11 protein-coding genes are annotated in these 13065 nt (G+C 45.6%); 5 read left to right on the top strand and 6 right to left on the bottom strand.

All coding sequences use genetic code 11. The features are described 5' to 3' along the window. The 3 genes from moaCB (at position 1) to L0659_RS01010 (ending at position 2474) form a co-directional block, all read left to right on the top strand. Complete coding sequence (gene moaCB / locus L0659_RS01000) at positions 1–909, top strand: bifunctional molybdenum cofactor biosynthesis protein MoaC/MoaB (protein WP_235123656.1); 909 nt, start codon at positions 1–3, stop codon at positions 907–909. A gap of 9 nt (positions 910–918) precedes the next feature. Then, positions 919–1911 carry a GTP 3',8-cyclase MoaA gene (gene moaA, locus L0659_RS01005; RefSeq protein WP_235123657.1) on the top strand — a complete coding sequence of 331 codons (993 nt, stop codon included), beginning with the start codon at positions 919–921 and terminating at the stop codon, positions 1909–1911. Between the two features lie 149 nt (positions 1912–2060). Then, positions 2061–2474, top strand: a complete 414-nt coding sequence (locus tag L0659_RS01010; protein ID WP_235123658.1) for a hypothetical protein — start codon at positions 2061–2063, stop codon at positions 2472–2474. 54 nt (positions 2475–2528) lie between these two features. Here L0659_RS01010 and L0659_RS01015 read toward each other — a convergent pair whose 3' ends face one another. From L0659_RS01015 to L0659_RS01035, 5 genes are all read right to left on the bottom strand, one after another. After that, positions 2529–3716, bottom strand: a complete 1188-nt coding sequence (locus L0659_RS01015) for a glycosyltransferase family 87 protein (RefSeq protein WP_235123659.1) — start codon at positions 3714–3716, stop codon at positions 2529–2531. Between the two features lie 57 nt (positions 3717–3773). Beyond that, positions 3774–4223 carry an RES family NAD+ phosphorylase gene (locus tag L0659_RS01020; RefSeq protein WP_235123660.1) on the bottom strand — a complete coding sequence of 150 codons (450 nt, stop codon included), beginning with the start codon at positions 4221–4223 and terminating at the stop codon, positions 3774–3776. 3 nt (positions 4224–4226) lie between these two features. Further along, positions 4227–4658: an antitoxin Xre/MbcA/ParS toxin-binding domain-containing protein gene (locus tag L0659_RS01025; RefSeq protein ID WP_235123661.1), complete on the bottom strand. Its 432-nt coding sequence runs from the start codon at positions 4656–4658 to the stop codon at positions 4227–4229. A 58-nt stretch (positions 4659–4716) separates the two neighbouring features. Then, positions 4717–5646 (bottom strand): alpha/beta hydrolase, encoded by a 930-nt coding sequence (locus L0659_RS01030; protein WP_235123662.1) that lies wholly within the window; start codon positions 5644–5646, stop codon positions 4717–4719. Between the two features lie 68 nt (positions 5647–5714). Further along, complete coding sequence (locus L0659_RS01035) at positions 5715–6305, bottom strand: hypothetical protein (protein WP_235123663.1); 591 nt, start codon at positions 6303–6305, stop codon at positions 5715–5717. A 106-nt stretch (positions 6306–6411) separates the two neighbouring features. Here L0659_RS01035 and L0659_RS01040 point away from each other — a divergent pair, with 106 nt between their 5' ends. Beyond that, a complete protein-coding gene (locus L0659_RS01040) occupies positions 6412–9495 on the top strand; it encodes a PVC-type heme-binding CxxCH protein (protein WP_235123664.1) in 3084 nt (1027 codons plus the stop codon). A 55-nt stretch (positions 9496–9550) separates the two neighbouring features. Here L0659_RS01040 and L0659_RS01045 read toward each other — a convergent pair whose 3' ends face one another. Next, a complete protein-coding gene (locus L0659_RS01045; RefSeq protein ID WP_235123665.1) occupies positions 9551–9967 on the bottom strand; it encodes a hypothetical protein in 417 nt (138 codons plus the stop codon). Positions 9968–10339: 372 nt separating this feature from the next. On the opposite strand from L0659_RS01045, the gene L0659_RS01050 reads away from it, so the two are divergent. Next, positions 10340–13033 (top strand): PVC-type heme-binding CxxCH protein, encoded by a 2694-nt coding sequence (locus tag L0659_RS01050; RefSeq protein WP_235123666.1) that lies wholly within the window; start codon positions 10340–10342, stop codon positions 13031–13033. Positions 13034–13065 lie beyond the last annotated feature (32 nt).

The raw sequence follows: 13065 nt of genomic DNA on the forward strand, positions 1-13065 counted from the left end.
TTGGTAGACATTACGCATAAAAGCAACACATTACGCATTGCCACTGCGCAGGCCATTGTGCAGGTAAGCAAAGCAGAAACCATCACGGCCATTCAGGAACGAAATGTTCCCAAGGGCGACGTTTTTGAGATGGCAAAAGCGGCCGGATTTCTGGCCGTGAAAAAAACACCGGACCTGCTGCCAGATTGCCATCCGATCCCGGTCGAATATACGGGCGTGAATTACCGCATTGAAGATCTGACCATCATCATTGAGCTGACCGTCAAGACGATATATAAAACGGGCGTCGAAGTGGAAGCCATGCACGGCGCGTCAGTGGTTGCGCTCACCATGTATGATATGCTTAAACCGATTGATAAAGGTGTCGAAATCAGGAACATCAGGTTATTGGAGAAAAAAGGAGGGAAGAGCGATCGGAAGGCGATACCTGAAAATCTTAAAACTGCTGTTATAGTTTGTTCAGACAGCATTTCAAATGGGATTGGTGGAGACAGGTCCGGAAAGAAAATTATCGAAAAACTGGAAGTGCTGAAAATTGTTGCCAGCGATTACAGCATTATCCCGGATGACAAAGCCAACATTCAGGAAAAGATCAGAAGCCTTTGCAATGCAGATTATCAGCTTATTTTAATCACAGGCGGAACCGGGTTGTCTCACAGGGATGTTACACCGGAAGCGGTATCGGAATTACTTGAAAAGGAGATTCCGGGAATTGCGGAAACGGCCAGGAATTATGGCCAGGACCGCATGCCGACAGCCATGTTATCAAGGTCCGTAGGCGGTTTAATTGGTGAAACACTGGTCATTACTATGCCGGGAAGCACAGGCGGAGTTTCAGAATATATGGATGCATTGTTCCCTCAGGTCCTGCATGTTTTTAGTGTTATAGAGGGAAAAAAACACGATTAAATTAGAATAATGTCCTTACCCATAGTTGATACATTCGGTCGCAAGCATACTTATCTGCGTATTTCGCTGACAGATAAGTGTAATTTGCGCTGCACCTATTGTATGCCGCAGGAGGACATGCAGTTTATGCCTTCCAAATGGCTTATGCAAGCCGATGAAATCAAAGCGCTTGCAGAGATTTTTGTGGAAATGGGTGTCGATAAAATCCGTCTGACCGGTGGAGAGCCATTGATTCGGAAGGATGTCGGGCAGATCGTTTCTGACCTGGGCAAGCTGCCGACCTCACTAACATTAACGACCAATGCTGTTTTCGTTGATCAGTTTATTGGTAATTTAAAAGAAGCCGGTGTTAATTCACTGAATGTAAGTCTGGATACATTGCGGGAGGATAGGTTCAGGGCCGTCACCAAGCGGGATCATTTTACAAAGACTCTGGACAACATCAGGTTGTTGCTTGCGGAAGGTTTTGTTGTAAAGATCAATATGGTGGTGATGAAGGGCATTAATGAAGATGAAGTCAATGATTTCGTCCGGATGACCCTGGAACAGCCGAATCTGCATGTTCGATTTATTGAATTCATGCCATTTAAAGGCAATCAGTGGGATATGTCCAAGATCGTTTCCTACAATGAGCTGCTTTCGGATATCAATAATGAATTTGATTTTCAGCAGTTAACAGGTGAATTACAAGATACGGCACATCGTTTCCAGGTAACGGGCGGTGCCGGGACATTCGGGATTATCGGCACAGTAACACATCCGTTCTGCTCCGGCTGCAACCGCATCAGGCTCACAGCCGACGGAAAGCTCAAAAATTGCCTCTTCGACACCTCCGAGGCAGATCTTCTAACGCCTCTTCGCGCAGGCCACGACGTCCGCGCTCTCATCCACGCCCACTTCCACAAAAAACACTTTGCCCACGGCGGCCACGTTAATTTCACCGAGAAACAAGCAAAATCAGATTACGAACAAAACCGGAATATGATTGCTATTGGTGGGTAGTCACGTCACCATTCCTTCCAATTAATATACTTAAAACCATTCAACACTAATTTCTGCCGTTTAAATAATGCGTGCAACATTGGCGGTTGCAAGGTTCTCATTGGTAAAAATCTTCAAAAATTATTTACTCAAAGTAACCTTCAAGAGCCATGAGAAACGTGATGAAAGCAATTGCCGCTGCCGCCTTTACCCTTCTGTTAATTAGTAATGTGTCCGCGGCACCGCGCCTAGTGCCAAAAGCGGAATGTAAAAATAACGCCTGCGAAAAGTTTAAAATCGGAATGTACAGGGTCAAGAATACGACTTCCATGAACCTGCTGATGGAAAAGGCAAAGGGCGAACGCATAGTCATCCGGCTGATGAACTCCAAAGGCAAAGTCCTTCACGAAGAATATGTGCCCAGGCACCTAAGCAAATATGGACGCAAACTGAATTTTGAAGAAATTAACGACGGTGTCTACACCTTGGAAGTTTCCAATGATTATGAGAAAATCGTCAAAAGCATTTACCTGGCCACCGATGAAATAAGGGAAGTCGAGCGAACTTTGGTTGGGGTAAATTAAGGTTCATTAATGTCGCGTTACAGGATTGCAGCCGCAGCATTCCTGTGACGCTTTTTATTTTTCCAACACTTCCTTTTCAATCCTGGGGGAAAGCTTCACAAACAGCAGATCATACGTTATTTTAGCCCAGATTAAAATGCAGGGAACGGCCTTAACCACGTAAGGTTTCATCCATTCGTTCCTGATGAATCTTGGGAAAAGATCAGTAGGGGATAATGCTGTAAAAATGAATGCAAGCACGAGCAACACATAATTCTCGGGCTTCTGCTGCTGCGCATAATACCAAATCGCAACGCCTGTAATGGCAATAATGAATGTGGGCGACTCAGCCCTGTGGTTAAAAATAACCACCCAGACCATAATCGAAGCCAGTAACAGCATCCTGAACGTAAAATTGCTGTATTGTTTGATCCTTAAAAGCGGAATGCAGAACAAGATTGCGCCCACAACGCTGACATAAGTCTTGTAGACATTTAGTCCGAACCAAGTTTTCAGCCAACCTATTACGGATAAACCATCTGAAATGGAATGGTCATTGGAAAGCAAATTCGCCCAGCTTTTATAAAGAAATACGAATTGATCCACATTCACTACCAGCAGCGGAAGCGCCGTAAAAACGATCACCCAAACGGCAGTTGTGTAGGTCAGTTTGAGTTTATTCGGGTATAAAAGAAACAGCGCAAGGCCTACGATGCCAAACAGTTTTATGAAAATCGTGGAGACAATGCAAAATGAAGCCATCCAGTATTTTCCGCGCTCCAAAAAACCAAAAGTAAATAGGAACAAACCCGCAATCAAAGCATTACTCTGCTCATTCTGGACGGATGTGAGCATTTCTACGATCACAAAAACAAGGATTAAACCTTTTGTCCGAAGATCAATACGCGGGAGAAAATAGACAGAGTAAAACAACACGGTAACATTCAAAATGTTCCATAATGAAAGCCCCAGCACATCTGGCAGGATCGCCAGTACGCTGAAAATCAATGCAAATGCAGGGCTATATTTAAAAAGATCACCCTGTTCCTCCACAAACGAAGCATACAAATCCTTGGATTCGATCAGGTGAAAAAACGACTGTTTAAATATAATGTAGTTGTTGTAAGTCGTGTACAGCCTGCCGCCTTCCACAAAACTTTTCAATCCCCCGAAATAAGACTGCAAACTGGCAAAGATCGCCACGCCCAAAAACAGGATCAGCAGATATTTTTGATTAACTAAAAAACGATTTACGGCACGCATCAGGGTCAGAAGTTCCTTTTTTGATTGTAAGCCAAAACTAGGGATAAATCAGGGGATTTATTTTAGTCTCTTATCGAAATACATTTCTTCAATGCGAATAATCTTAGCAAGCATGTGATCGGAATGTGCCGGGTTGAAGAGATAATTGAACTCCTTGGATGAATGGGCAGACGGGACTTTCATGATCCAGAATTTGCCTTCGTCGATCCATTGCTCCGTCAAATTTGCCAGCGCGTCGGGATAAGGAAAATGCCACCAGTTATCAGGAAGTAGTTCCTGCCCGATATCCAATATGGATGCATTGTCAGGAATTTCTATTGTTACTAATACCTGATTTTTTGGAATGAAGGAAGAATTGGCAAGAATTTCCAGCTTAGACAGCGATACGTGCTCAGATGTATACAGAATTTGTGTTCCCTTATAATGCCATCGGCCGCCCGAGTACAGGCAGCCCGTTCCCTGCAGATCGTTTGCATAGGCCCGGCTTGTAATGCGAAAAACGAGCATGGCTTACGAGTAAATGCCGTGTTCTATTCTAAAAAGCACATTAAGAACTTCTTCTCTGCCAATAGAGGATGATAGCAATTCGAGTGGTTTTTTATTTCCTAATGCCAGGATGGGACTGTTGAGCCAGGTATTAAAGTCATTTTCGTCCTCAAAAACGTCCATGCCCTTTGCTATTATCTTGGAAAAGTCGATCACCCGCTCGCTTTCAACAGGAGACAGCACCGATTTATTTTTAATCCGACGCTGGAAAGTGCTTTCCGACAGATTCAACATTTCGCCGAATTGCTTGTTGGACAAATTCATTTTCTTCTGAACCGTCTGCGCAACCGAAATAGGAATTCCTTGTTGGGTAACTTCTATAAAGGACAGAAAGCTGTCTATTTTTTGTTTGAAGGCCTTTTGCCCTCCCATGATATTAATTATCTGTGTATGCATACTGTCAAATGATTGAAATAATACATTCATTTGACAGTAAATATAAACTAAATGATCATCAATTCCTCACATAACCCAATGATTTCAACCATCCTTCCATCGCTGCCGGCCAGTTCGCTAGTGAGCCTTTTCCTTCGGTCCGCATGCCGTAGCCGTGGCCGCCTTTGGGGTATAGGTGCATTTCAGCGGGGATTTTTTGTTTTTTTAGCGCCAGATAGTAGGCAATGCTGTTTTCGGGAGGGACGCCGGTGTCGTCCATGGCGTGGACGAGGAACGCGGGTGGCGTTTGAACGCTTACTTGCAGCTCGTTAGAGTAATATTTGATCAGTTCATCGGATTTTTCGGAGCCCAGCAAGTTGTCGCGTGAGCCGCCGTGCGCTAATTCCGGGGTTAGCGAAATGACCGGGTAAATGAGGATTGAAAAATTAGGTTTCGCTTCCGGGGAGGCTTTTTCACCTTTATCAAAATGCGTCGATAATGTTGCAGCAAGATGCCCGCCCGCAGAAAAGCCCATCACACCAATCTTGTTGACATCAATGTTCCACTTCCCTGCACTTTGCCGGATCAGTTTCATGGCTTGCATAGCATCCATTAAGGGCACTTCGTGCTGATGCGTCATCGTTTTTTCGCTTGGCAACCTGTATTTCAGCACAAAAGCAGAGATTCCACGGTCATTAAACCATTTGGCAAAATCACTTCCTTCGTGAGAAGCGGCCAGGATCCCATAACCTCCGCCCGGACAAATCACCACTGCCGCGCCGCTCGATTTTTCTTTTGGAACAATAAACGCAGTCATCGTAGGAACCGAAACCCCGCTGATCCTGAGAATGTTGTCATCACCAGTTACCGACTTTTCTTCAACCGTATTCGCTTTGAAATTGGGAACCTTGCCTTCCGGCCACAAATTGATCGTTTCGTTTTGAGCCATAGATTTATCATGACCAGCGTACATCGCAAGTGCAAGTAAGAGACCGGTTAATTTTTTCATCGATTATATTTTTATCAATAAGACGGTCCCCGCACCGATATACCTTCTATTTGGATCCTAAAAAGTTGTCAGGGTTTAGCCGGATTGATCATGATATGCGCTCTGTGCGTTCCCGGATCCATGATCCACGGCATGCCCGGAACATCCGGTTTCAAAGGTAATCCAGTACTTTCGGCAGTTGCAAAGGGAATATAAACAACATAGCGCAAATAGCCGTTTTTCAGCTCTCCGGTTGCATTGTCATAATTGTCTTTCGTTCCCGACAATGCAAAAAGCGTGGAAGATTGCTTCGGCATCATCAGTTTGCCATCTTTCACTTCCTTTTCCCGAATGTCAAAAATCTCCTTCGGATTCTTGCCTTCTTTGGCCAGCACGCGGCCTCTTTCCATAAATGCATCCAGCCCAGCAAAATAGCAGGAAACACTTACATCTTCCTTTTTCGGATCGTCCGCAATGCAAACCATATCATTGTTCCCGGCTCGAAGGACTTTGAGAGAACCATCGGGCGCGTAACCGTAAACCTTTGCACCTTCACGCTTTTCGGCAGGAGCGGCCAGGACGGCTGTTTTAATTTGAATTTCAGGGGATAGAACGGCAGTTTGTCCCATTGCCTCGGCAGCCAGACATAGTGCAATTGCGGAAAAAAAAGTCTTGTTCATGGTAGTAAATGACAGGTGGTTTGTCTCTTATATGCTTAAAATTAGCAATCTTTATTCAAGATTTGTACAAATTTTTCCGCATTCCAGACTGTAATACATAAACTCCATGAACTTAAAAAAAACGCTGGCACTGTTTCCCGCAGGATGTTTGTTGGCAACCCTGATGGTCGCTTCCTACCAGCACGTTAACCCAAGTACTTTTCAGAGTTCGAAGCTCGACAGCCTATATAAAGACCTTACCGAATCCCAAAAGCGTTCGCCAAAATACGCAGTCGCAGGCCTTTCCGTAACCAATGGACTGGAAGCAACATTATTTGCGTCGGAACCCACCATTACCAATCCCACCAACATTGATGTAGACCATTTGGGCCGGGTTTGGGTTTGCGAAGCATACAATTACCGTCCCGCGATCAACGGTAACCCCACAAAAGATGAAGGCGACCGCATTCTGATCATGGAGGATACGGACAGTGACGGTAAATCAGATAAAACCACTGTTTTTTATCAGGGAAAAGAGATCAATTCTCCGCTTGGGATTTGGGTAATGGGCAATCGCGTGGTGGTTTCTCAAAGTCCTTATGTCTGGCTTTTTACGGATGAAAACAATGATGGAAAAGCTGATAAAAAGGAAGTGATCTTCGAAGGCGTCGGCGGTGAGCAGCACGACCACGGCATGCACGCATTCATTTTCGGGCCGGATGGAAAGTTGTATTTCAATTTTGGAAATGAGGGCGGGCATTTATTGGATGGAAAAGGAAATCCGGTGATTGGAAAAGATGGCCAGCCTATTGATTTCAAAAAACTAAGACAGGGAATGGTGTTCCGCTGCGATCCTGATTTTAAGAATATCGAGGTGTTGGGAAATAATTTCAGGAACAATTATGAAGTCGCGGTGGATAGTTACGGCACTATGTGGCAGTCAGACAATGATGATGACGGAAACAAAGGCGTTCGTATCAATTACGTAATGCAATATGGAAATTACGGCTATACAGATGAGGTTACCGGTGCAGGCTGGCGTGCAAACCGCACGAATATGGAAGATTCCATTCCATTCCGCCACTGGCATTTGAACGATCCGGGTGTGGTGCCGAATTTGTTGCAAACAGGCTCGGGATCGCCAACAGGGATGGTTTTGTACGAAGGCTCGCTTTTGCCCAAAGAATTTCAAAACCAAATGATCCATTGCGAGCCGGGGCATAATGTAGTCCGCTCTTATCCCGTCCAGAAATCCGGCGCAGGTTACACTGCCAAAATTGCGAATATAGTTGATGGCAAAAGGGACCAATGGTTCCGTCCATCCGACGTCTGCGTCGCCCCCGACGGTTCCCTCATCGTTTCCGACTGGTATGACCCGGGCGTTGGCGGACACCAGGCCGGTGATCAAAACCGGGGCCGTTTATACAGAATAGCACCCGCAAATACACCTTATCGCATTCCGAAAACAGACCTAACCACATCAGCCGGCGCCGTTGGAGCATTGCAAAGCCCTAATCTTTCGGTTCGTTACCAGGCGTGGATGGCTTTGAATCAGATGGGTGAAAAAGCGATTCCATCCTTGGAGAAGCTTTTTAAAGACAAGAAAGCAAATGACCGGATGCGGGCGCGGGCATTATGGGTATTAAGCAAATGGCCAGCTTCGGGCAAGAAAAATATTGATATAGCCATAAAGGATTCAAATCCTGATATGCGGATCGCAGCATTACGCGCCGCCAGCGAGTTGAAGGACGTGGACATTACCGACTACATTGGTTTATTGGTAAAAGACACTGAACCTCAGGTAAGGAGAGAATGCGCATTGATCCTGCATCACAACAAATCGCCAAAAGCACCCGCGATGTGGGCTGAGCTGGCATTGCAGTACGATGGAAAGGACCGTTGGTATCTGGAAGCATTAGGCATTGGTGCTGACGAGCAATGGGATACGTTTTTCAAAGCATGGCAGTCCAAAGTTGGGGCGAATGCCATAGCAACGCAGGCTGGTAAAGACATTGTCTGGCGTTCACGCGGTAAGGAATCCGTTCCATTGCTGGCTTCTCTTGCAGGGGATTCCAAAACGGATCTGAAAAGCAGGCTGCGCTATTTCCGGGCATTTGATTTTAACACCGCTGCAAATGAAAAATCGCTCGCCCTGTTGCAGATCATGAAGGGAACTTCGGCGGAACAGGCGCAGGTGAACGAACTGGCATTGAGGCATCTGGATCCGGCATTTGTAAAGCAAAACGCAGAAGCAATGGCCGCACTTAAAAAGTTGCTCGACTCGTCATTCGGATCGCCTGCCTATCTCGAATTGGTAAGTAAATATGAGCTTGAATCGGAAAATCCGCGGTTACTGGATATGGCCATCAGCCAGGCGTCAGGCCGGACGGGGCCGGCAGCAGCGATGCAATTGATGAAACAAGGAGGAGGGAAAATGGTTTGGGAAGTGATCAAAGGTTCTGACGTTTCCAAAAGTGAAGGAATTGTGTCAGCATTAAGGGGCGTAGGAAGCAAAGAATCATTGGAAATCTTGAAAACCGTTGCATTAGACGATAAATATCCGTCAAGCTTGCGCACAGTCGCTGCCAGGTCATTAGGTGGAACCATGAACGGCGAAGACCAGGTTTTGGTGTTGCTGAAAGAGGGCAAGCTAAGCGGTGAACAAAAAGCCGCAGCTGTAAAAGGATTAAGCGGCGCTTGGAGAAAATCGGTCAAACTGGAAGCGGCCAAATACACGGATGGAGGAACCGTAGCAGTTTCAAAACATCCGCAAGTGAAAGACCTGATTGGCATGACGGGCGATTTGTCTAAGGGAAAACAAGTATTTACATCCTACTGCTCGGTTTGCCATCAGGTAAACGGCGAAGGAATGGATTTTGGGCCCAAACTTTCTGAAATAGGAAGCAAGTTGCCCAAGGAAGCACAATATGCAGCGATTTTCGAGCCAAGCGCAGGAATTGGCTTTGGTTATGAAGGTTTTGAAGTAACATTAAAAGACGGCTCAACCATTTCCGGAATCGTCGCCAGCAAAACCGAAACCGATCTGATCCTCAAATTCCCGGGCGGCTCCACGCAGGAATACAAAATGTCACAAGTAAAATCCATCAAACAACTCAACGACTCCATGATGCCCGCCGGCTTGCAGGATGCCATGAGCACGGAGGAGCTGGTTAGTCTGGTTGATTATTTGAGTGGGTTGAAGAAGAAGTAGGTCGACTTAACGGATTGTAAAAGGAGCATAAGCAAGCGCATATGCTCCTTTTTGATCACTTGTAGGGAACAGCTTTAATGAGCCGAAGGTTGTTCAATTGGCTAATATTAAGGATATTCTCTTCTGGAATAATGTTTCTATTGATCCAGTTGTTGATGATCATGGTATTTTTCAAGCCAAACCGTCTGCAATATTCCTTCATCGTAACCCACTCGCTAAGCGGATACTTCTGACCGTTTATTTCAATGTTGACGTCTTTTGATTTGTGATATTCTGCAATTATAGCATCTGCTTTTTTTCGAGTTTCTCTGGATTTTGCGAGCAATTCTTCTGCCTCCTGAACCATGAACTTTCCAATCTCCTCCCGTTCCGCCTCTGTTGCGGTCTGAAAATACTCCAGGCACTCATTACTTGCAGCTTCATATTCAGCTAGACTGCCCGCTTCCCTCATTCGTTTAAGTATATGTTCCATATCGAGTATTCGTTGATTTTAAAGTGACTTATAGATGGCCTCCAATTGTTGAATTTTCTGATTGACGTCCAATAGTTCGTCAAGAACAATATTTTGTAACTCATCTGAAGGACTTGTCATAGTGCTCAAATTTTTTAGCCTGATTTTTAATTCGCCTCTACGGATTAAATGCTCAACTATAAGCTGTTTAATTATATGCTTCACTATTTATAGGGTGTATAGTAAGTTAAAAATGCAGACCTAGTGTGTTTTGTAATATAACAAAACAAAGTTAATAATATCTTTTATTCTTTCAAACTTCATTTCCTAATTCAGGAAACATCAGGTAATTTTATACGTTATTTGAGTCAACTGCATCACCCAATTTTTGTTTTGAAACAATCCAATTTTACTAAGTCTGCATTGCTAATTGCAGTTCAATTCGTTCTTCTTCACTTTTCTGGTCTTTGTCAACTTCCTGATTCACTAGTAGTTAATGATCCTGATAGCCTTTATAGAACCCTATCGGATGCTGAGAAGCGATTTTCACGAAACGCGGTCCTCGGACTGAAAGTAGCCGATGGCTTGCAGGCAACGCTGTTTGCTTCGGAACCGGACGTGATCAACCCAATTAACATTGATGTGGACCATCGCGGGAGAGTTTGGGCTTGCGAGGCTTACAACTACCGCCCGGCTGTAAATGGCAAATCGGAGTTGGGACAGGGCGATCGCATTGTGATCATGGAGGATAAGGATGGTGATGGAAAGTCGGATGTTACCAAGGTTTTTTACCAGGGGCCGGAGCTGAATTCGCCTTTGGGGATTTGGGTGATGGGAAATAAAGCGGTGGTTTCGCAAAGCCCGTATGTGTGGCTTTTTACCGATACAAATGGCGATGATAAGGCCGATAAAAAGGAGATCTTATTCAAAGGGATCGGCGGCTCACAGAATGATGCGGGTGTTCATGCATTCGTTTTCGGGCCGGATGGGAAATTCTATTTCAACTTCGGAAATGCCGGAAGGCAGCTTGTGGATGGCCAGGACAGGCCATTACTGGATAAATACGAAAGGCCGATCGATTTCAGGCAGTTCAAACAGGGCGTTGTTTTCAGGTGTGATCAGGATTTTACCAAAGTTGAAATATTAGCACAAAATTTCCGGATCGGCTTTGAAGTTGCTGTGGACAGTTTCGGGACCATGTGGCAGTCGGACCAGGAAGAGCCTGGCAATGGGGGCGACAGGGTTTCCTATGTGATGGAAAACGGGAATTTTGGTTACATCGATGAAATGACCGGCGCGAGCTGGCGTTTGAACCGTACGAACCTGGAAGACGAAATCCCCCGCAGACATTGGCACCAAAATGACCCTGGCGTAGTGCCTAACCTTATTGAAACGGGCTCCGGTTTTCCAATGGGCATGACGGTGTATGAAGGCACTTTACTGCCCCGACGTTACTGGGAGCAGGTTTTGCTTGCCGATGCAGGTCAGCAGAATGTGAGTGGTTTTCCGGTTGTGAATGATGGTGCAGGATATAAATCGACGGGCATATTGCCGATCATTGAAGGAACCCGCGACAAATGGTTCCGGCCTACGGATGTGTGCGTGGCGCCGGATGGTTCGCTGATCATTTCGGACTGGTATGATCCCATCATCGGTTCGCATAAAATGAAGGATAAAAGCCGTGGCCGGATATTCCGCGTTGCGCCGAAGGACTCATTATATAAAATCCCCGTTTTCGACCTTACTATTCCTGAACAGGCGGTAAAAGCATTGCAAAGCCCCAATTTGTCCATGCGTTATATGGCTTGGAATGCCTGTGTGAAGCATGGCTGGCAAGCTGAACCTTACCTGGAAGAGCTTTTCAGGTCAATTGCCGTGAGCCCGAGGATAAGAGCACGTGCCTTGTGGGTTTTGAACCGGATAGAAGGTTTTAATTATCGCAGCCTCGACATTGCATTCAGGGAAATGAACCCGAATTTGCGCATCACAGCTTTGCGCGCAGTAAGGCAGCGAAACAGCGACCCAACTGAATACATTAAAAGGCTCACCGCGGATCCTGACCCGCAAGTAAGGAGAGAATGTGCGCTGGCGATTAATCACAACCATACTTATGAGGCGTTGGACGTTTGGCTGCAACTTGCAAGGCAATACAAAGGCAATGACCGCTGGTCGGTGGAGGCGTTAAGCATTGGTGCTTTTGACCAATGGGAGCGAATTTTCCCTGCTTGGCTGGCCCAGGCTGGCGCTAATCCTGTGGCGACAAGTGCCGGAAAAGACATTGTGTGGCTGGCCAGAACGCGGCAAGCTATTCCCTATCTGACTACCGCAGCTTCGGATACAAGTGTGAATTTTAAAAGCAGGCTTCGCTATTTCCGTGCATTTGACTTCTTTCATGCAGGTTATGAGAAATCACAGGCATTGCTGAATGTGATGAATGTGAATTCGTCTGACCGTATTGAAGTGAGCAAATTGGCACTGCTGCATTTGGATAAATCATTTGTTACCAATTCCCAGCAAGGGTTAACCGCATTAAACAAGCTCCTCGACGAAACTTATGGAACCGAGCATTACATTGACCTGATGACCCGCTATGAGCTTGATTCGGAAATGGACCGGCTGTTTAAAATGGCTTTGGATAAATCGGATGAAGTTGTCGGCCGGGACGCAGGTGCATTGTTACTGGAACAAGCGGGTATTTCTTATGTTACGCAAAAGCTAGCAAATCTGAATGAATCCAAAAAGTCTTCACTTCTGGCGTCGATACAAACAGTAGGAAGTCCGGAATCAGTTTATTTACTGCGTAATACGGCATTGGATCCTAATGAACCAGCTTCGGTCCGTAAAAATGCCGCTAAATATCTGGGCGCGAGCTGGCCGGGCGAAGAGGCAGTTGTAAAATTGCTTCGGGAAGACAGGGTGGCTGGCGATGTGAAGGAAGCAGCTTTATTAGGAGTGAAAAATGCTTTCAGGGAAGAGATTAAAGTCCAGCTCGCACCCTATTTGCCTCAGCCTGAATTGGAAAAAAATATCGATCCGACAAAATCAGAAAGTAAGAAAGAGAAGAAGAGAAGGAGGAGAAGAAGCTAGAAATACAAGTTTGCGGCCTGATTTGCGGTATA

The organism is Dyadobacter sp. CY347 (assembly GCF_021502655.1).
In the GTDB taxonomy this organism is placed as follows: domain Bacteria; phylum Bacteroidota; class Bacteroidia; order Cytophagales; family Spirosomataceae; genus Dyadobacter.

Bases quoted from the DNA above. Each gene is read 5' to 3' on its own strand.
- moaA (WP_235123657.1), top strand. From the start codon at position 919: ATGTCCTTACCCATAGTTGATACATTCGGTCGCAAGCATACTTATCTG.
- L0659_RS01020 (WP_235123660.1), bottom strand. From the start codon at position 4,223: ATGCTCGTTTTTCGCATTACAAGCCGGGCCTATGCAAACGATCTGCAG.
- L0659_RS01040 (WP_235123664.1), top strand. From the start codon at position 6,412: ATGAACTTAAAAAAAACGCTGGCACTGTTTCCCGCAGGATGTTTGTTG.
- L0659_RS01010 (WP_235123658.1), top strand. From the start codon at position 2,061: ATGAGAAACGTGATGAAAGCAATTGCCGCTGCCGCCTTTACCCTTCTG.
- L0659_RS01025 (WP_235123661.1), bottom strand. From the start codon at position 4,658: ATGCATACACAGATAATTAATATCATGGGAGGGCAAAAGGCCTTCAAA.
- L0659_RS01035 (WP_235123663.1), bottom strand. From the start codon at position 6,305: ATGAACAAGACTTTTTTTTCCGCAATTGCACTATGTCTGGCTGCCGAG.
- L0659_RS01045 (WP_235123665.1), bottom strand. From the start codon at position 9,967: ATGGAACATATACTTAAACGAATGAGGGAAGCGGGCAGTCTAGCTGAA.
- L0659_RS01015 (WP_235123659.1), bottom strand. From the start codon at position 3,716: ATGCGTGCCGTAAATCGTTTTTTAGTTAATCAAAAATATCTGCTGATC.
- L0659_RS01030 (WP_235123662.1), bottom strand. From the start codon at position 5,646: ATGAAAAAATTAACCGGTCTCTTACTTGCACTTGCGATGTACGCTGGT.